The 18,798-nt window shown below is 44.9% G+C and carries 18 protein-coding genes; 8 read left to right on the top strand and 10 right to left on the bottom strand.

Annotation, left to right across the window (positions count from 1 at the left end; all coding sequences use genetic code 11):
* Nucleotides 1–281: 281 nt before the first annotated feature.
* From JI667_RS08630 to JI667_RS08620, 3 genes are all read right to left on the bottom strand, one after another.
* Nucleotides 282–839: a beta-class carbonic anhydrase gene (locus JI667_RS08630; protein WP_206852109.1), complete on the bottom strand. Its 558-nt coding sequence runs from the start codon at nt 837–839 to the stop codon at nt 282–284.
* Between the two features lie 23 nt (nt 840–862).
* Nucleotides 863–1,249 (bottom strand): hypothetical protein, encoded by a 387-nt coding sequence (locus JI667_RS08625; RefSeq protein WP_206852107.1) that lies wholly within the window; start codon nt 1,247–1,249, stop codon nt 863–865.
* A gap of 233 nt (nt 1,250–1,482) precedes the next feature.
* Nucleotides 1,483–2,133 (bottom strand): cobalamin B12-binding domain-containing protein, encoded by a 651-nt coding sequence (locus tag JI667_RS08620; RefSeq protein WP_206852099.1) that lies wholly within the window; start codon nt 2,131–2,133, stop codon nt 1,483–1,485.
* A 332-nt stretch (nt 2,134–2,465) separates the two neighbouring features.
* On the opposite strand from JI667_RS08620, the gene queF reads away from it, so the two are divergent.
* The 8 genes from queF (at nt 2,466) to JI667_RS08585 (ending at nt 11,171) form a co-directional block, all read left to right on the top strand.
* Complete coding sequence (gene queF / locus JI667_RS08615; protein WP_206852090.1) at nt 2,466–2,963, top strand: preQ(1) synthase; 498 nt, start codon at nt 2,466–2,468, stop codon at nt 2,961–2,963.
* 458 nt (nt 2,964–3,421) lie between these two features.
* Complete coding sequence (locus JI667_RS08610) at nt 3,422–4,270, top strand: YitT family protein (protein ID WP_206852087.1); 849 nt, start codon at nt 3,422–3,424, stop codon at nt 4,268–4,270.
* Nucleotides 4,271–4,394: 124 nt separating this feature from the next.
* A complete protein-coding gene (locus JI667_RS08605; protein WP_206852085.1) occupies nt 4,395–6,035 on the top strand; it encodes a DUF2339 domain-containing protein in 1,641 nt (546 codons plus the stop codon).
* A gap of 80 nt (nt 6,036–6,115) precedes the next feature.
* On the top strand, nt 6,116–6,229 hold the full coding sequence (locus JI667_RS22890) for an RAxF-45 family protein (RefSeq protein ID WP_280515476.1): 114 nt from the start codon (nt 6,116–6,118) through the stop codon (nt 6,227–6,229).
* 228 nt (nt 6,230–6,457) lie between these two features.
* Complete coding sequence (gene abc-f, locus JI667_RS08600; RefSeq protein ID WP_206852082.1) at nt 6,458–8,338, top strand: ribosomal protection-like ABC-F family protein; 1,881 nt, start codon at nt 6,458–6,460, stop codon at nt 8,336–8,338.
* Nucleotides 8,339–8,425: 87 nt separating this feature from the next.
* Nucleotides 8,426–9,391: an NAD(P)/FAD-dependent oxidoreductase gene (locus tag JI667_RS08595; RefSeq protein WP_206852081.1), complete on the top strand. Its 966-nt coding sequence runs from the start codon at nt 8,426–8,428 to the stop codon at nt 9,389–9,391.
* A 79-nt stretch (nt 9,392–9,470) separates the two neighbouring features.
* A complete protein-coding gene (locus tag JI667_RS08590) occupies nt 9,471–9,989 on the top strand; it encodes a GNAT family N-acetyltransferase (protein ID WP_206852072.1) in 519 nt (172 codons plus the stop codon).
* Between the two features lie 114 nt (nt 9,990–10,103).
* A complete protein-coding gene (locus JI667_RS08585) occupies nt 10,104–11,171 on the top strand; it encodes a nitric oxide synthase oxygenase (RefSeq protein ID WP_206852471.1) in 1,068 nt (355 codons plus the stop codon).
* 50 nt (nt 11,172–11,221) lie between these two features.
* Here JI667_RS08585 and JI667_RS08580 read toward each other — a convergent pair whose 3' ends face one another.
* The 7 genes from JI667_RS08580 to JI667_RS08550 all read right to left on the bottom strand — a co-directional run bounded on the left by JI667_RS08580 (nt 11,222) and on the right by JI667_RS08550 (nt 18,798).
* Nucleotides 11,222–11,449, bottom strand: a complete 228-nt coding sequence (locus JI667_RS08580; RefSeq protein WP_206852070.1) for a hypothetical protein — start codon at nt 11,447–11,449, stop codon at nt 11,222–11,224.
* 88 nt (nt 11,450–11,537) lie between these two features.
* A complete protein-coding gene (locus JI667_RS08575) occupies nt 11,538–12,176 on the bottom strand; it encodes a class F sortase (RefSeq protein WP_206852068.1) in 639 nt (212 codons plus the stop codon).
* 74 nt (nt 12,177–12,250) lie between these two features.
* Nucleotides 12,251–13,603, bottom strand: coding sequence for a copper amine oxidase (locus JI667_RS08570; protein ID WP_206852066.1), 1,353 nt, complete (start codon nt 13,601–13,603; stop codon nt 12,251–12,253).
* A 562-nt stretch (nt 13,604–14,165) separates the two neighbouring features.
* Nucleotides 14,166–14,882, bottom strand: a complete 717-nt coding sequence (locus JI667_RS08565) for an anti-sigma factor (protein ID WP_206852064.1) — start codon at nt 14,880–14,882, stop codon at nt 14,166–14,168.
* Complete coding sequence (locus JI667_RS08560) at nt 14,879–15,442, bottom strand: RNA polymerase sigma factor (protein ID WP_206852062.1); 564 nt, start codon at nt 15,440–15,442, stop codon at nt 14,879–14,881. The genes JI667_RS08565 and JI667_RS08560 overlap by 4 nt, the downstream gene beginning before the upstream one ends.
* A 193-nt stretch (nt 15,443–15,635) precedes the next feature.
* Nucleotides 15,636–16,640 carry a rod-share determining protein MreBH gene (gene mreBH / locus JI667_RS08555; RefSeq protein ID WP_206852060.1) on the bottom strand — a complete coding sequence of 335 codons (1,005 nt, stop codon included), beginning with the start codon at nt 16,638–16,640 and terminating at the stop codon, nt 15,636–15,638.
* Between the two features lie 499 nt (nt 16,641–17,139).
* Nucleotides 17,140–18,798 carry a methyl-accepting chemotaxis protein gene (locus tag JI667_RS08550; RefSeq protein WP_206852059.1) on the bottom strand — a complete coding sequence of 553 codons (1,659 nt, stop codon included), beginning with the start codon at nt 18,796–18,798 and terminating at the stop codon, nt 17,140–17,142.

The following is an 18,798-nucleotide window of genomic DNA, read 5'->3' as shown; positions in this document are numbered from 1 at the left end:
GCCTCTGAACGAGCCGCCTCCGCTTTTGGTTGATCCAGCTCCGGCGGCTAGCCCCTCGAGGTCATAACTGAAAAATCCCCAAAGGCAGAAAACGCCTTCAGGGATTTTTCAGTTATGCTTGTCGGGGCTGCTCGAGCCGCCTCCGCTTTTCTCGTTGTCCAGCTCCAGGGGCTAGAGGCTCGAGGTCATAAGCCAAGTCACCCAAAAAGGCAAAAAACGCCTTTCCGGGTGACTCGTCTTATGCTTGTCGCCCCAGAGCAAGCCCCTTCCGCTTTTCGTTTTTAATACCCTTCTACAACAAGATCCAATTTCCCTGTTTCTGGACTGATGACAAGGCCGTGGACAGGGATCTTTTTATCCATCAGTGGATGGTTCTTGATCATGTCGACACTGTGGGCGACGCTTTCCTGTACGGAGTTGAAGCCTTTCAGCCAGTCGTGAAGGTCGATTCCTGAGTAGTTGACGGTGTCGAGTGTTTCTTCGGGAATCCCGCGGTCCTTCATTTTGCTCAGGATCTGGTCGCTGTTGATGGCGCTCATGCCGCAGTCGTGGTGACCGATTACAATCACTTCGTCTGCCTGCAGTTCGTAGACTGCCACGAGCAGGCTGCGCATGATGCTTCCGAACGGGTGGCTTACGATGGCCCCTGCATTTTTGACGACTTTTACATCACCATTTTTCATGTTCATGGACTTAGGTAATAGCTCTACTAAACGAGTATCCATACAAGTAAGAATCACTAGGCGCTTGTCCGGGAACTTGGTGGTCCGGTACTCCTCATACGAATGTTCTTCTACAAATTGTTTGTTGTAATCAAGTATGTTCGTTAATAAAGTCATATTGTCTCTCCTCTAAAATAAAGTTATTTCACATTTTGTTGAATGTGATGTTCTATCTCTTTTATTTTATCCATAACTTCTTGCCGATTCCAATCAGATGTGTTGACAAGTTTTAAATATAATGAAGAAATTTTCGCAAGTACTTCTGTGAGATTCGGTTCTTTTCGTGGGAAAGTGGACTTACCCATAAGGTCAAACAAGCCGTTCATTTGCTCTGACACCTTCTTATACTGGTTGTCCTTTGCCATTATGGCTACATGAAAATACTGTTGCAGATCTGAAAATTGAAAGAAGAGCTCGAAAAGCTCAAACGAATCGTTTTTCTTCAAATTCAGTTCCATTTCACCCTGAGTTTGTTTATGAATGATCCGGGCGAACTTCGGTGAACTTTCTTCTTCTACGATTGACATGAAATTTTCACCGGGTTTTAAAAAATCATAGCCTGAATTAGAGGCATCTATTAGATTAAATTGCCTATCCAGCAATAAATAGGGGATAGGGCATAAGTGTAAATTTTCCACATGATCACTCCTTTGTGTCAGGTCCCGGACGTCATTGCCCTATGTCGCCACAAATGGCAATGATATCACGTGGGTTAACATTCCGTAGAACCTCATTTGTCCGGCTGCCTATAGGTAAGAAGTTAGCCCTTCAGGGAAACAAGCCCGTCGGACATATCGGTCAGATATTCATTCAACTCCAACAAATCGTGGAAGCTGGACACCTTTGATCCCTTCAGGAAATCAAGGGAATAGTTGGAAATGAGTCTGCCGCCTACCATTATTTCAACTTCTTTATGAAGAGATCTGATTTCTTCGATGCACTCTTTTAACCTGGTCAGCTCTGTCGTCATACCGATGGAGATAGCAACGGCATGAGGTTCCCATGCACTGATGAAGGCCAGGGCGTCCTTAACAGGGACATTGGAACCCAGATAGCGGGTATTCCATTTCTTCTCCTTGAATACTTCATTCGCAAGCTCGAGCCCCAGACTGTGATGTTCACCCTCTATACAAAATAAAAGGGCTTTTGGTTGGTTTTCAAAAGCCTCCTGATGGGTAAAAACAGTAGCAAGCAAATATTTAAGGGTTGCAGTGGCCAGATGCTCATCTGCAACGGTAATTTGATTTTTCTCCCAAAGGTCACCTATTCTATACATAGAAGGTTTAATGACTTTCTCGTAAAAAGTAAAGTTATCTATCTTTGAGTGAATGGAAGAGGAATGCAATTCCATTAATGAATGCACGTCTCCCTCGAGAATAGACTTGGTGAAATCCTTTACCAGTTGATTCATTAACGATCACTCCTAGCAAAAATACCGTTTAATAAATTCTATTGATTTAAACTAAAATCCTGCTGAACGCGGATTGACTTTCCCAAAATTCTTCTTTAATATTACCTCTATAACACCAAGTATCACTAGGCTAACTGAGAGAGGTTCATAGCATTAACCCTCTATAAAAAACTATGGTTCTATGAATCTGACTTGGACAAATCCTTGCCAAGTTATCCTTTTAGCGTAACAGGATTCCATATATATTGCAATTTTACTGCCTGTTCCGTTGATTCTTAGGCTAATGCTATGTCCTCCTTCATTCGGGTCACTATGAAGAGGAGGATTTTTACATGTCTGGACGTAAAGACGAAGATTTAACAGATTTATCATTATTAGGGAATCAAGGGACAAATTACTTGTTCGAGTATGCGCCTCATATCCTGGAGTCATTCGACAATAAGCACCCGAATCGGGACTATTTCGTGAAATTCAATTGCCCGGAATTCACAAGTCTGTGTCCGAAGACCGGTCAGCCGGATTTTGCCACTATCTATATCAGCTATATACCAGGTGAGAAGATGGTGGAAAGCAAATCACTCAAACTGTACCTGTTCAGCTTCCGTAATCACGGGGATTTTCACGAAGACTGCATGAACATCATCATGAATGATCTCATCGAATTAATGGATCCGCGCTATATCGAAGTATGGGGAAAATTCACCCCCCGTGGCGGAATCAGCATCGATCCGTACTGCAACTATGGAAAGCCCGGTACGAAATACGAAACGATGGCAGATCATCGTTTGATGAATCATGATTTGTATCCGGAGAAAATTGATAACCGATAAGGTGAGTGGACGATTCTGTTTGGGGAATCGTCCTTTTTTAATGGAATTAGACGTGAAGGATCTTTCCATTCCTGTGTGAGTTGGAATTGCAATTGCCAGTTCATATATGGAAAGAATTTGGTTGAAACGAAGCTCGCTTCTATGGTGAAGGGGGCTTTTTTTATTGAACGAGAAGTTATTCACCCTTTCTGTGGAAATATCAACGGGATTTTCAGGATATCGACCATGCTATAAAAACACGGCATTTTTTCCATACCTTCCCATTTCCGTGGAGACTACTCAAAAATTCAAAACCCCATTCTCATCCCATCTGAAAACCCTTCCAATTTTCACAATTATTAAACCTTATTTTTTTAGCCGGATTCCCTTTACAAAGGGTCTTGGTGGGCTTTATAATCCCGTTGTTCAACTATTTACGGAAAACCAAAAAAATCTTAAAGAAAAAGGAGGTTGCGGTGATGCGACAAAGAATACTTTCCTTCTTAATGATGAATCTGGGTGCATTTTTAGTTTCAGTGAATGTCCATTTTTTCTTATCGCCTAATAATTTAGCGACAGGGGGAGTCAGTGGGTTGTCGATCATCATGAACGATCTGTTTCCGGGAATGTCTCTTGGTTTGTTCATGATAATCATCAATATCATTCTGTTTATCGTCGGTGTGATCTTTCTCGGCTTTAATTTCGGTGCGAAAACCATCTACGCGAGTTTTGCCCTTTCGTTTTATGTCTGGTTACTAGAGAGATTTGCTCCAATGAGCGCACCACTAAGCAATGATATCTTGATTCAATTGATTATCGGTCAATGCATTGCCGCAACCGGTATGGCCATCGTGTTCAACCAGCAGGCATCAACGGGTGGAACGGATATCATCGCCTTGATCTTTAATAAATATTTCAATATAGATGTGGGACGAGGCGTGCTGTTGGCGGATCTATCCATCGCTCTGTCATCGGCAGTCCTGTTCGGTCCTCAAGTCGGAATGTATGCTTTCTTCGGTGTCATCCTGAATGGACTCGTCATCGATTATGCTTTGCAACAATTCAATTCGAATAAGGAGATTGTCATCATCAGCCGTTACAGTGATGAAATCAAATCCTATATCGTTCATGAACTTGGAAAAGGTGCGACGATCCATACAGCAACCGGGGCGTTCACGTCCGATGAGAAGGAAGTCATCACGACGATCCTGGGGCGCAAGGACTTCTCCAAGCTGAAAGGTTTCATCACGCAGGTGGATAACCGTGCATTCATCACGGTTCACACCATGAATGAAATTCTTGGTCAAAACTTTAAACGATTAGCTTAGAAGCAAGACTCCATCTTTCATAAGGTGGAGTCTTTTTATGTCAAAAAAATCGCCATTCCCTTCCAGAAAATAAAGGAAATAATCCCAGCCTTCCTGTATAAATAGAAGTAAGGGGGTGTGGATATTGGAAAAAGAAGAATTTGAACGACTGGAGAAAAAAATCAGCTTTCTGGAAAAAGAATTGTATCTCGTCAAAAGGCAGTTGATTGTGGCAAAGAGTGTAAACGAATCACATGTCATACCAAATGCAGAGAACGACACCGAGCCGCAAGAAAAGCAGGTGCTTGCCAAAGAAACGGAGCTATCTATAGAAAAGGACCCATTTGATTTTTCAGTGGAGCGCTGGCTTCCAAAAGTATTCTTATTCGTCCTTTTAATAGGCAGTATCTGGGGGTTCATGGCGGCTTCCCAAAACGGCTGGGTCACGCCGGGGTTAAGGGTGCTGAGCGGTGCCCTGATCAGCATTGTGATGTATCTACTAGGAGAAAAATACAACCGGGATCAGCGTAAGCTATCCATCACTCTTCTTTCAGGAAGTATTGTCCTTGCGATCATAACATTATTTTCAGCTAACATCCTATACGGTTATATAGGAGGACTCACTACTAATCTATTTTTAATCGCCATCATATCCGTCGGGTTGTGGGCATCTCATAAGCACGATTCTCAGTTGATCCTTTGTTTGATCGGGGCCGGTGCATATCTGTTTCCGTTCATCTTTGCAGGGGACGAACGGAATGAGTGGCTGTTTTACGGCTATGAGCTTGTACTGTTCTTTGTGTTGATGACGTTCAGCACGTGGAAGAGGTATCGGATTGCCTGGAATATTCATTATTATTTACTTTATTTCTCCCTGTTCTTCTTTACAGCCTTTGGAGTAGGGGAGGTCACATTGACCGTCCTTATCCCGTTTGCGATTCAGCACCTGTACATTTTGTTGCTGATTATCCTTAATCGGGATGAACGTGTGAGCGCCGAGATGATTCCGGCTCTCGTGACGGGCTGCTTTATCCTTCTTGGGTTGTTGAATGATGTCTATGCAGAAATTCCACTTTACTACTATATGGCGTTTGCTGCTGTGTATATCGGGGTGTCTTTCATAGAGCCGAAGGAGAAGAAGAGGACGAAAGATGTCTTGCTTGTTCTTGGATTCCTGCATGTGCTGCTCTTGCTATTTGAATGGTTTGAATACGATTGGCGATTCGTACTGGTGGCCATACAGGCGAATGCCCTGTTGTGGCTCGCTGGGAGAAGGGAGAGCTATGTCGGCCTTGCAGGTTCGCTCCTTTTAATGTTGTATTCTTTCTTGGGAATGATGACCAGTGCAACGGAGGATTTCTTCAGTGTTGAGCTGCCGATTTTCATCCTGGCATTTCTGTATGTTTATTTGATTTCCGGAATCAATAAGGGGGAATCTTCGTTCCTGAATTTTACCACCACTGCGGTGAAAGTCGTGCTGACCGGTCTCGTCATGTTCTTTGTCCTGCGATTGACGGGTTTCATCGTCATCGGCTGGGAGTACACACCGCGGACGACGGCCTTCACCGTTGCGATTGCAGCACTGTCCATCGGCTATCTCATTTATGGGGAAAGCAGAAAGGATGTGTTCTACCGCTGGGTGGGAATCAGCTTCCTGGCCCTTGCCTTAGTGAAATTTTTTCTTGCCGACCTTGTGTTCCTGGACTTCACGATCCGTGCCATGATCCTGATTCCAATCGGAGTCATCGGCCTGGTGTTATCAAGGATTTTGTATAAAAAGGAATAAACAGATTGCAAAAGCTTTCTGAATAATTGTATAATAGATTTATAAAATTTCGTGTAAGGATAGAAGGAGGTGGAATTGAGATGAATCGTTCTGTAGGATTGCGTGGAAAGTATTTAGATTTTATTTACTTTTGCCGTGCAATTTTTCATGCATTTGCGTTCAAGGGGACACGTATGCCCTTTTTCAGCAAATGAATATGAATACTGAACGGTAAGAGGTCTCAATTCCAATCACTTTTCTATGAAAGAATCGGAAAAAGGGGGCGTTTTCGCTCTCTTTTTTTATCTGTTCTTTTATAAAAAAACGGAGTGCGGTGTATTTAAACCGCATTTCCATCGGCCATGGGGGAGCCTTCTGCTTCTCCATGGCTTTTTTGTTGAACCTCTTACCTCTATATAAAGATACTCGAAAGGAAGAGGAAAATGATTATATGCAGCGCACAGGAATTGAGCAAGATGTTTGGTGGAAATCTCATATTTGAGGATTTATCCTTTGAAATACCCGAAGGATCCCGGATCGGACTCGTCGGTCGGAACGGGACAGGAAAGACGACGATATTTAAGCTCCTTTCAGGGGTGGAAACACCGGATAAAGGACTTATCCATTTGAAAAAGGGGGCGAAGGTAGGCTACCTTGCGCAAATCCCTCAGTACGGAGAGGGTACGAAGGGGATAGACGTCCTGCGGTCCGCGTTTTCTGATTTAATCGAAACAGGTGAACGGTTAAAAGAGCTTGAGAGTTCAATGGGAACAGAAAAGGATCCTGACACGCTCAACCGTTTATTAGCCGAGTACGGGAAGCTGCAGGATCAATTCGCCCTTTCAGGGGGATATGAGATAGAATCCAATATTGGGAAGATCGTGAACGGCCTCAGTATAGAAGAACTCGTGGATAAAGACTTTAATGCCTGCAGCGGTGGGGAGCAGACGAAGCTTTGCCTCGGGCTGATCCTCCTGCAAAGGCCGGACTTATTGCTTCTGGACGAACCGACGAACCATCTGGATATCGGGGCAGTCGAATGGCTGGAGGACTTTCTGAAAGAGTATGAAGGGACCGTGATGTGCATTTCCCATGACCGTTATTTCCTCGATCACGTCATTACGAAGGTATATGACTTAGAGGACGGTGAGTTGACGGTCTATCATGAGAACTACTCCGGATTCGTGAAAGAAAAGGAAGAACGTTTGATGATCGAGTTCCAGGCCTATCAGGAGCAGCAGAAGAAAATCAAGAAAATGAGAGAGGCTATTAAAAGACTGAAAGAATGGGCGAATCAGGCCAATCCCCCGAATGAAGCCCTTCACAAACGGGCACGTAATATGGAAAGGGCCTTAGAGCGGATGGAGAAAATGAAGAAGCCGATCCTTGACCGCAAAAAGATGGGGTTGGAATTTGACGAAAGTGATCGAAGTGGGAAAATCGTGTTTTCCATGGAAGATGTTTCGAAAGCCTATGGGGAGAAGATCTTATTTGAAGATGCCGGTCTTCACGTCCATTTCAAGGACCGTACAGCCATCGTCGGTCAGAACGGAACGGGGAAATCGACGATCATCAAGATGCTCCTCGGGCAGGAAACAGCGGATAACGGTATAGTGAAGATCGGAAGCAATGTGAAGCTCGGGTATCTATCGCAGCACTTTACAGTGGCAGATCCCGCGGTCAGGTTGATTGATGCCTTCAGGGAAGAAGTACCTGTAACAGAGGGGGATGCCCGGCATATTCTCGCCAAGTTCCTGTTTTACGGACCGAGTGTGTTCAGAAAGGTCGGTCAATTGAGCGGAGGGGAAAAGATGAGGCTCAGACTTGCCCAGCTCATGCATCAGGACATCAATTTCCTTGTCCTCGATGAGCCGACGAACCATTTGGACATCGATTCGAGAGAAGTGCTGGAGGACGCACTGGAGGATTTCAGGGGCACGATCCTTGCCGTATCCCATGACCGCTACTTTTTAAATAAGCTGTTTCATAAAACGTATTGGATTCATGGGGGGGGACTTTACTTCTTTGATGGACCCTACAGCTGGGCGAAAGAGAAGCTTGCTGAAATGGCACCTGAAGAGCCTGTCGTGAAAGCTGTGAAGGGACCGGAACCTAAAGCAGTTCAGGAGAAACTGAAACCATCCCGAAAGATAGAGGAAATCGAAGCGGATCTTGAGCGGGTGGAAGCGGAGATCTTCGCCATCGATGAGAGGCTTCTCTCAATGGATGATCTGGACGTCCTACAAGACCTGTACAAGGAAAAAGAGCAAAAAGAACAGGAACGAAACCGGATGTATCAAGAGTTAGAGGAATGCTTGGCATAATGAAAGGGAGATGACGACAGGAGTCATCTCCCTTCCATTTTTTCAGATGAAATTCGTATAATGAAAGCAAAGAGAGGATGAGAGAACATGACGACCAAAGAAGTGATCATTATCGGGGGCGGCCTGTCGGGAATTATGGCAGCAAGGACCTTGTTGGAAAAAGGAATAGAAGATATTCTCATAGTAGAGAAGAGCAGGAGTGTCGGAGGGAGACTTGCCACGAGGCGAATGGGGGAAGGGAAGGCCGACCACGGAGCACAGTTCTTCACCGTCCGGTCCAGAGAGCTCCAAGAAGATGTAGATAAATGGCTCGGGGAAGGGCGTGTAAAACGATGGTTTGGAAACCCCTATCCCCGGTACACATCCGTGAATGGAATGAATGCCCTTGCCAAACAACTGGCAGAAACCATTCCCGTCAAACTGAACACGAAAGTATCTTCCATTCGTGAGGAGAGGGACGGACCTCTTGAAATAGAACTGGAAAGCGGAGAAAACATCTTCGCGAATCAATGTATCGTAACGGCTCCAGTCCCCCAGGCACTGTCGCTGCTTTCGGGAGTGACTGAACCAAGCCTTTCTACTATCTCATTTGCCCCTTGTTTTGTTGGCATGTTCACGTTCAATGGATCAAGCAGCATTCCCTCACCAGGACATGTGGATGAGAATCTCCCTGAAGGGGTTGAGAGGGTGGTGGACCACCATAAGAAAGGGATTTCCCCGTCAGTCACTGTAAGTGTCTATATGACAGGGGAGTGGTCGAAGAAAAATGAAAGCCGCAAGGACAACGAGATACGTACAGAAATCCAAAGAGTGGCAGAACGCCACCTTGCAGAGGGAACTGAAGTTGCAGGAGCAGAGTTGAAGCGTTGGAGATATGCTGAGGCAGAGAAGGTGATGCGCAGCCCGTATGTGGAAGTCGGGGCAAGTAAAAGGATCATTGTCTGTGGAGATGCGTTTCTCCGTGAAGATGACGAAGCTTCGAGGACGCGCTTTGAAAGTGCTTACTTATCCGGGATTTCAGCAGGGGAAAGGGTTGCCAGCAAGGGAAAGTGAATTTGAACTGTCCGCATAACGGCCCTTCTCAGGACAAAGACTATAAAGGATACATAAATCAATGGATAGCAGGAGATAAATGATGAATATACAATTAATCAGGGCATCCCGAGAGCAGCTCGATACCATCATGGACGTTTATATCAGATGCAAAAAGGATCTGGATGAGAATGGCCTTCTTCAATGGAACGATGAGTACCCAAGCAGGGAGTATTTTGAAGAAGTGGTGGATAACGGGAACCTCTATGTGCTCATGGTGGAGGGGGAAGTGGCAGGGTCAGCCACTCTCAATGAATGGCAGTCACCTGAATGGTCGGAAATCCCTTGGCAGCTTGATGATGAATGGGTGATTCATACCCTGTTTCTTGATCCCCTTCAGCAAGGGAAGGGACTCGGGAAGACGTTCATGGGAAAATGTGAGGAACTTGCCGGAGAAAAAGGCTACAGAAGTATTCGGCTGGATGCATACTCCAGAAACACGGGAGCCAACTCTCTCTATGAAAAAATGGGGTATGAGTATCGAGGCTCTGTTTATTTCACCTCTAAACCGGAGGGACATCAGGAATACAGATGTTATGAGAAAGCCGTAACCTCTTAGAATTCAACGGTTGTTCAAATGTACCAAGGAAAAAGATATGGGAAAAATGGTATACTTGAAGGTACAGTATGCGCTGAATAAGATAGTAGGGAAGCGATTATATTGACACCGATTATGGATGAAGCGAAAGCCTTCATTGAGCAAGCGTTTAAGGAACTGGATAAAAGCGAAGCAGACATCGCGCTTCGTTTACAACAAATAGAAGAGGAAATTGCTGCAGAGGGAACCTATACCCATACAAACGAAGAGCTTGTCTTAGGTGCCAAGATGGCCTGGAGGAACAGTAATCGTTGCATTGGCCGTCTGTTCTGGAATTCGTTGAACGTATTTGACGAACGGGAAGCTGAAACCGAGGAGGACGTGTTCCGTGCGTTAGAGCGTCATTTGGAATTTGCTTCAAACGGAGGGAGGATACGTCCCACGATCACGGTTTTCAGACCGTCGCAGCCTGATAAGCCTGACATTAGGCTATGGAACCATCAACTGATCCGGTATGCGGGATATAAAGAAAATGGCCACTTCAGAGGGGATCCCCATTCCATCGAGTTCACGGATAAATGCCAGGAACTTGGCTGGAAGGGAGAGGGGACGGACTTTGATGTTCTTCCTTTCGTCGTGCAAATCGGGGACGAGCTTCCGCGAATGAGACATATTGATCCTCATCTTACACTGGAAGTACCTCTCCGTCACCCGGAATTCGATTGGTTCCGGGATCTCCGATTGAAGTGGTACGGCGTCCCGATCATTTCTGACATGGAGTTGAAAATCGGTGGGATCTCCTATAAGACGGCCCCGTTCAACGGATGGTATATGGAAACGGAAATTGGAGCGCGTAATCTCGCTGATGAAAACCGCTACAACCTGATCCCGAAAGTAGCCAGCTGCATGGGACTGGATACTTCGAGAGCAGCAACCCTTTGGAAGGATAAGGCGCTGATCGAATTGAATATCGCTGTGCTACATTCTTTCAAAGAAGATGGGGTAAGCATTGTCGATCATCATACGGCTGCCCAGCAGTTCCGCCTGTTTGAAGAGAACGAGCAAAAGGCCGACCGTGATGTAACAGGGGACTGGACGTGGTTGATCCCGCCTGTTTCACCGGCGACGACTCATATTTTCCACAAAAAGTTTGACAACACGTGGCATTCCACCAATTACTTTTATCAAAGTAAACCTTACTAAAAAAAGCTGTTTTCTGTTCTATGCAGAAGACAGCTTTTTACTGTTGTCACTTACATTGTAAACGGCGGCCGTTTCGATACTTCAAAATATTGGAACCAAAACCTGAACTCATCGAACAATACAGTACGATCGAATTGAAAATTCTCTAAGAAATCCTCGAGTAATTCGGCGTCGGCGTCGTCCATGATTCCGGTGACATAAAGGGGAGTCTTGAATCTCTTGTATAAATCCTCATATCCATAGAAGCCAAACAGGTCTTCCAATTGATCCTCGTTCATGGTATCACCTTCCTTACTGTTAGGATTTCTATTTCTTCTCAAAATATCCATAAAAAAACAGCATCGGAGGGATTCCGTGCTGCTTTCATCAGGATTTCAATTCAGTGTAGACGACCAGGCGCTTGCTGTAATTCCTTGCAGAATGGTCAAAGTCACCTGTACAGGTGATAAGATTTAGGGAGCTTGCCGGGGAATAACCAAAGATTGATTTTAAAGGTGCGTCGTCCCACGGGTATTCTTTCTTGTCTATCACCACAAATGTCCTCTCTTCACCTTCTTTATTTTTTACGGTGATTTCATCACCCTTTGAAAGCTTGTTCAGCTTATAAAAAACCGCTGGACCATTCCGGCTGTCCACATGACCGCCAATCACGCTATTTCCTGGTTCACCCGGCTTGTATCCGTCCTGATACCATGCAGTCGTTTCAAAGCTTTCTGTTACGGCCATTTCACCGTTTTCCTTCAATCCAACAGCTTCTATGGATGTGGAGACACCAATGGCAGGGATTTCAATTGCAGCGGGAACGATTCCGCTTCTTTCATCCTTAATAATGGTATCTGCATATGGAGAAGGAGAGGTGGTGGTACTGGCCATCTGAGTGGTCGGTTTTTCCTGCTTATGGGGGGGCTTCGCCTGTTGTTCTGTAGAATTTGAACTCATTCCAGCAGAACATGCGGAAATGGGCATTAGTACAAGCACAAGCAGTACAACCCTCATAGTATACATTATGTGAAGCCACTCCTTTCATCTTCACACTGGGGGACGGACCTATAATAGGTCCGTCCCTCTCATGTTAAAGATTATTGCTTGTGTGAAGCGTATTTTTTCATTCCGAGTGTTGTTCCACCAGCAATGATCAGAAGGGCTGCAAGAAGGAATTCGAATGGGAATTCGTTTCCGTCAGCGGTTCCACCCATACCCGTGTTAGGCATTTCAGAAGGCATGTTCGCTTTGAATTTGTCTGGGAATTGATCAGCGAAAGCTCCTGATAAACCTTTTGCCGGGTTTAACATATGCTCATACGCCATACGGATTTCATCCCATGCTTTTTCATAGTCACCGGCTACATAGCTGTCGAATGCGCCTGTCAGCTGTTCAACGTGCATTTGAAGACCGTCTGCCAGGGCATTGGATTTCAAGCGTCCGTCTGTTGCTGTTTCAAGGAATTTAGAGAATTCAGCGCGGTATCCATCAAGGTTTTTGATTGCTTCTTGTTTAGCTGCTTCATCTTCGGCTCCCGTTGCCTTTACATAGTCCACGAAGAATCCGATATGTTTTGACCACATGTCTTTAAATTGGTTACCGGCATCTTCTCCATATACGGATGCGATGGCTGCTGAAAGGTCTTCCGTGTTGGCATTCAGGGCATTGACGGAAGCGTCAAAGTCTTCTGAACCGTCGATTCCGTTTTGCATGGCCATTGTCGCTAAGGCAGCATGCTCGGTTAACAGATGGTTAAGAGTCGAGCGTAGGTCCGTTGCCGGAGTCACCGCCATCGTATTTTCAAATTTGTCCGGATATTGGTCCGTAATCGCACTTGATAGTCCTTTTGCTACCATGCCCATATGACCGATTGCTTCACGCTCATATTCGTATGCCTTTTCATAGTCTCCGGCAACATAACTGTCAAATGCACCGATTAACTGGTTGATGTGCATTTGAAGTCCTTCTGCCAGACTATCAGATTTCAAACGTTCACCAGTAGCAGTCTCAAGGAAATTCGAGAACTCTTCTTTGTATCCTGCCAGATTGCCTAAGGCTTCATCTTTGGCAGCCTGGTCATTCGCACCTGTTGCTTTTACATAATCCACGAAGAATCCGATGTGATTCGTCCAGATCGTGTTGAACTGGTTACCGGCTTCTTCACCGTACACAGAAGCGATGGCTCCTTTTAAGTCGGCTGCGTTATCATTTAAAGCTCCTGCTGCCGCCTCGAAATCTTCTGCGCCTTCAGCTCCGCGTCTCATTGCTTCAACGGCTAAGTAGGCATGTTCAGTAAGTAAATGATCTAATGTCGTTCTTAATTCCCCTGCCGGCGTATCTACTTTCGTCATAGAATGATCTTCACCGTTATGTGCTGATACTGCACCCGCAGTCGGAATCAGTAGTGTCATACTTAATGGGACGGCTAAATAACTTTTTTTCATTTTCATGAGTAAATCTCTCCTTTTGATTTTTTATTTTCATAGAGCTAACGACAGAAGTTGAAACATGGATCACTTTTTAAAAAACTTTTTTTTCAATTCTTTTGGAAAGGCTGTTTTCGCAAAGATTGTTGCTATTTGCATCCAAACTTAGATTGACGATGCTCTGTCATTTAGGTTGTGGTGCAGGAGGGTGAAGGGAACTGCTCCGCTTTCCACGGACGTTCGGCCGAGCCTCCTCAGCAAAAACCGCTTCCGGGGTCTCGACACGCCCGTTTTCCGTAGGAGTCTACGCAGTTCCCTTCACCCCCTAACGTAGTAAGTAGGTGACTAGCAAAATGGTTTGTGACCATCCGTTTAAAAAGAGTAAAGAGTCCTAACTAACCGCCCTTAAAAGAAGTGAAATATTTGTTCAATATTTGTATAACATTTGTTTCATAGGACTATGTTCCCTGGTGCGAATTTCTCAAACATTTAAATAGGCGAATTGCTTCAATTAATAGAGAAGGGAAATGAAAAAATGCCCGTCAGTAAAGGACTGACGGGCAAAACATGATGGGTAAAACTTTTTTTAGATGTCGGACGCTAACACGATGTCTCCCTGGGGAAGCTGACTATCAGCATCGGGTTCAAGGGTGATGGCCACCGTATCCCAATCCTTCTTCGTGAATTCTTCATTGAACTTGAATACGACGGAGCCTTTTCCATCCTTACTGGTGACGAACGTTCCGGCTCGTTCTGGCTTTTCATCTTTAATGAGCCATACCTGATACACTTCTTCATCTGAAAGAGCCTCAAGTTCAGATGCCTGGACCACCATGCTCGTTTGTGTTCCTTGCTTGATGATGCTGGCAGTTCCCTTAGCGTTGCCATTGACGGCGGCGAGATCGACATATTGGACGACTTGATCGATCGTTGCTTGTTCGACTACTTCGTTCTGTTCCTCAAGCTGGGTAAACAAGTAGGCATTTCCGATAAGGGAAAGGGCTAATGCTGCGGCAACAGAAGGCAGGAACCATCTCCTGTTCTTCTTCGCTTTCCTGATTGGTTCAACGCCTGCCGGTTTCTCATCACCCAGAATATGAGCGAAAACACGGTCTTCCAGGTCTTTGGGAGGTTCAACAACGTCAGATGCGAAAGGCATATATTCCGATAACTGTTCCAGTTCATGAAGTTCTTCCTGACACTGGTCACAGCTTTTTAAATGTTTCTCAAATTGAGCTTTCTCAAGTTCAGTTAAATGACCGTTGTAGTAATCCAATAATTGATCGCATGGTTGTATCGTCATTCGAATGTACCTCCTTTCCCTTTTAGACACGTGTGTAAATGTTTCAAGGCTAAACGGATTCTTCCTTTGACTGTACCAAGTGGAGTATCGGTTGATTCAGCAATGGATTGTTGAGTCAATCCTTTAAAATAGAACAATTGCACGATTTTTTGCTGGTCATCCTTCAATGATTGGATACAATCTCTGATCGCAGTTCCTTTTTCTTTCCACTCTAATTGATCGGCGGGAGTTTCATAGGTTACCTGGAGGGAGTCCTTCTCAATATATTCAACAGACTCATGTTTTTTGCGTCTGCGTAATGCATCAAGGCATGTGTTTCTCGTCATTGTTAACAGCCATGATGAGAATCTTCCTTTGCTGTGATCGTAAGGAGAGTGCTTCTTCCAGAGTTTCAAGAAAACCTCCTGGATTACTTCCTCTGCTATCTCACGGTCTCCAGTCATTTTATATGAGAATGAATAAATCAGTTTTTCGTATTGCTGATAAAGCTGTCGTAATGCAGTCGAATCTTTTGCCAAAACTTGTTGATACAGTTCTATTTCCTGACGATCATTGGGCATAATACGCTCCTTATCTTTGACATATTTAAAATAAGGATACTAAACAACGGAGAGGAACTCAATTTTAATAAGCTAACGAGGGGAATAAGAATCTGGATCACAAACGTTTGAAAAAAATGTAAATGGGGTAAACAGTTGGGTTTGATGCTGGGCATAAAAAATATCCCCCAATCGAATGGGGGATAGAATCTTCTTATTTTACTTTTTGTAATTTATGGATCACGGATAGGGAGCGTCCTGTTCCGATGGCTACTGATTCAAGCGGGTTTGGGGCAAGGTGAACCGGCACAACGATTTCCTGGCTCAACCAATCCTGAAGTCCGTTCAGAAGGGCTCCGCCACCTGTTAGGATGACTCCGCGGTCCACGATGTCCCCACTCAGTTCAGGAGGGCAATTTTCTAATGTGGCACGGATTGTTTCCAAGATGTGTAGAAGAGACTCTTTCAATGCATCCTGAATTTCGTTTGATGAAAGTTCAATGGTTTTCGGAAGACCTGTCACAAGGTCACGTCCACGGATATCCATTGTTCTTTCTTCGTGGTCGATCAGTGCGTGACCGACTTCGATTTTCACTAATTCAGCCGTTCTTTCTCCAATGAGGAGATTGTAACGTTTACGCACATATTGAACGATATCTTCATCCATTTGGTCTCCACCGATACGGATGGTATTACATGAGACGACGCCACCGTAAGAGATGATCGCCACTTCCGTCGTTCCTCCGCCAATATCAACGATGACGTTGGCAACAGGCTCACCTACAGGCAGGTCAGCACCAATTGCAGCAGCGACAGGCTCCTCGATAAGGGTCACGGATTTCGCGCCGCTTCCTCTCACCGCATCCTGAATCGCTCTTCTTTCGACACTTGTCGCACCGGAAGGAGTACATACAACAACAGTAGGCTTGCGGATAGAGAATCCAAGTTTTTTGCTCGCTTTTTTCATCACTTGCTTTAACATTTCAGTAGTCACGTCAAAGTCGGCAATCACACCATCTTTTAGAGGGCGTACAGCCACGATCTTTCCAGGTGTTTTCCCGATCATGCTCTTCGCTTCGGTTCCAACAGCCAAGACCGTTTTGTTTTCAGTGTCGATGGCCACAACAGATGGCTCGTTAAGTATAATTCCTTTATTTTTACTATAAACAAGTATATTTGCAGTTCCTAAATCGATCCCAATTTCAGAGTTTGATAACATCAGTATTCCTCCAACTATAAGAATTCTAGACAGTATAACCTTCTATACAGTATAGGAGATTTTCGGGGGTTGTGTAGGTGGAGATATTTACCACCGACAAATTGTTACAAAGTATGACAGAAGTGAAAGCGCTAAACAAAAAACAAAAGGTCTTCATATAAGCTTTTTGTATACCCGCACATGTATGTAGGGACGGACCTCTATTTTTTGTTCGTTAAAAAAATTTAAACGTTCTGTAATAAAGATAGGGGGTGATTTAAACTAGTCGTTAAGGACCGGGGGAAGGGAGTCGTGGGGGAATGGTGTGAGGTGATTGTCATCATATGGGGTGGGGATGTATGGCAGATGCAGGGAGTGGGTATCAGCAAAATATATTTTCACCAGCGGGACTTCCAATATATCCACGAACCCCTATTTAATCAGTGACACGCCCAATAACCACGGCTTCTCCAAATGTAAAATAAGAGAATGCCCCATCATGGGACATTCTCACAGTCTATTAAAGCGTAAACCTCTCCAACTGCTTCTTCATTTCAATTGTCATCTTATTCAACTCTGCTACCTGTTCATTCATTCGTTCAAAGTAGCGGAGCTGTTCCTCTGTCGATGAAGAAATTTCTTCCGTACCCGCAGCGGTTTCTTCCGTGATGGCGGAAATGTTCTCTATGGCGGCGATTACCTGGTTGGTCCGCTCGGAAGATGCAAGCATCCCTGTCTCAAGCTGGGTAAGATTATCATATATCGTAGAGACATTGCCGGAAATCTCTTCAAAAGCCTGTTCCGTTATGTTCATGGAATCCACCTGCCTGGTAGAAAGGGTCTTTCCTTTGTGGGAAGCATCCATGATGGTTTGAATACCGTGTTTAATATTCCCGACCATGCTGCCGATGCGTTCTGTTGCAATGGAAGAGTCCTCCGCTAGCTTTCGCACTTCCTGGGCCACGACGGCGAAACCCTTCCCGGCATCGCCGGCACGTGCGGCTTCAATGGCGGCATTCAACGCAAGAAGGTTGGTTTGATCGGCAATTTCCCTGACCGCCCGTGCAGCGTCTTCAATTTCTCCCGTGTATTGAGCGAAGGATTCAACGGAATCCATGATGGAGGTCGAAGAATCGGCGATCATCTTGGCGAATTCCTGCTGCTTCGTTAAGGAAGTTCTTCCGTTTCCTACAGATGATAATGCGACTTTACTGCTCTTGGAAGATTGTGCACTTTGCTCGACATTATGAGTGAAATCATCCCCCATCACAGCCATAAGGGCAGCGGTCGATTGGATATCCTCAGAAATCGATTGACTTCCTTTGGCCAGTTCCTCCGTGGAAAGGGCCACCTGGTTGCTGCTTTCCGTCAGACTTGTCATCTGCATACTCACATCTTGTGTGAATGTTTCCACTCTGATACCGATGTCATGGACGGATTGAACCGTACTCCTCAGGTTTTCTACCATATGATGAAAGGCAGTTTGAAGCTTATCGACCTCAAATCGGCTATTTTTCTCTTTGCCCGGATCGATGGTGATCGTTAAATCCCCATTGGCCATCTTTTCAGCATGATCCACCATCCGGTTCAAAGGTTTGACAATTCTTCTCGTGAGAAGGTTGGATGCTGTAAGAGAAAGGAAAATGGTAAGAATAAACCCGATGATCGACGCCCAGACGATAAATTGGATTTGACTCTTATTCTCTTTCAATAAATTTTCATACCACTCGTTTGTTTGTTTATTCAGTAGATACATATCATTCAGGACCCCGGAAATCCGGATCGATTGCCGTTTGATTTCCGCTTTATTCATTTCGCTGAGAGCGGCATCCGTTGCCGATTTCAAATCGGTGAATTTGGTTTCTATAGAGGAAAGGGTCTCCTTTTGATTTTTCACTGAAATGAGTTTGTTCAATTCGGATATCTGAGCGGAGGTTTGTTTCAACAGACTTTCTACCATCTGCTTATTCTCCTCTGTTGAGTTGACAGAGTAATTCGAAAGGGCTTGTTTTGTCACAATGAGATCCCCTCTCAAGGTTTCGGTCTCCAGAAGCACCTGCACATCTTCCTTTGCTGAATTCTGCAGTAAAATCAATTGTGAGACAATATACCCTATGATAATGGTAGAAAGGAAGAGGGGGATCAGCCCCAAAATCAGTAAACGTTTTTTTAATGCCAT

The sequence above is a fragment of the Bacillus sp. NTK074B genome, from assembly GCF_017303375.1.
Classification (GTDB): Bacteria; Bacillota; Bacilli; order Bacillales; family Bacillaceae_B; genus Rossellomorea.
The sequence above is the reverse complement of the archived record's forward strand: the minus strand, read 5'-3'. Positions and strand labels throughout refer to the sequence as shown.

Bases quoted from the DNA above. Each gene is read 5' to 3' on its own strand.
- JI667_RS08630 (WP_206852109.1), bottom strand. From the start codon at position 839: ATGACTTTATTAACGAACATACTTGATTACAACAAACAATTTGTAGAA.
- JI667_RS08625 (WP_206852107.1), bottom strand. From the start codon at position 1,249: ATGTCAATCGTAGAAGAAGAAAGTTCACCGAAGTTCGCCCGGATCATT.
- JI667_RS08620 (WP_206852099.1), bottom strand. From the start codon at position 2,133: ATGAATCAACTGGTAAAGGATTTCACCAAGTCTATTCTCGAGGGAGAC.
- queF (WP_206852090.1), top strand. From the start codon at position 2,466: ATGTCTGGACGTAAAGACGAAGATTTAACAGATTTATCATTATTAGGG.
- JI667_RS08610 (WP_206852087.1), top strand. From the start codon at position 3,422: ATGCGACAAAGAATACTTTCCTTCTTAATGATGAATCTGGGTGCATTT.
- JI667_RS22890 (WP_280515476.1), top strand. From the start codon at position 6,116: ATGAATCGTTCTGTAGGATTGCGTGGAAAGTATTTAGATTTTATTTAC.
- abc-f (WP_206852082.1), top strand. From the start codon at position 6,458: ATGATTATATGCAGCGCACAGGAATTGAGCAAGATGTTTGGTGGAAAT.
- JI667_RS08595 (WP_206852081.1), top strand. From the start codon at position 8,426: ATGACGACCAAAGAAGTGATCATTATCGGGGGCGGCCTGTCGGGAATT.
- JI667_RS08590 (WP_206852072.1), top strand. From the start codon at position 9,471: ATGATGAATATACAATTAATCAGGGCATCCCGAGAGCAGCTCGATACC.
- JI667_RS08585 (WP_206852471.1), top strand. From the start codon at position 10,104: ATGGATGAAGCGAAAGCCTTCATTGAGCAAGCGTTTAAGGAACTGGAT.
- JI667_RS08580 (WP_206852070.1), bottom strand. From the start codon at position 11,449: ATGAACGAGGATCAATTGGAAGACCTGTTTGGCTTCTATGGATATGAG.
- JI667_RS08575 (WP_206852068.1), bottom strand. From the start codon at position 12,176: ATGTATACTATGAGGGTTGTACTGCTTGTGCTTGTACTAATGCCCATT.
- JI667_RS08570 (WP_206852066.1), bottom strand. From the start codon at position 13,603: ATGAAAATGAAAAAAAGTTATTTAGCCGTCCCATTAAGTATGACACTA.
- JI667_RS08565 (WP_206852064.1), bottom strand. From the start codon at position 14,882: ATGACGATACAACCATGCGATCAATTATTGGATTACTACAACGGTCAT.
- JI667_RS08560 (WP_206852062.1), bottom strand. From the start codon at position 15,442: ATGCCCAATGATCGTCAGGAAATAGAACTGTATCAACAAGTTTTGGCA.
- mreBH (WP_206852060.1), bottom strand. From the start codon at position 16,640: ATGTTATCAAACTCTGAAATTGGGATCGATTTAGGAACTGCAAATATA.
- JI667_RS08550 (WP_206852059.1), bottom strand. From the start codon at position 18,798: ATGGCATTAAAAAAACGTTTACTGATTTTGGGGCTGATCCCCCTCTTC.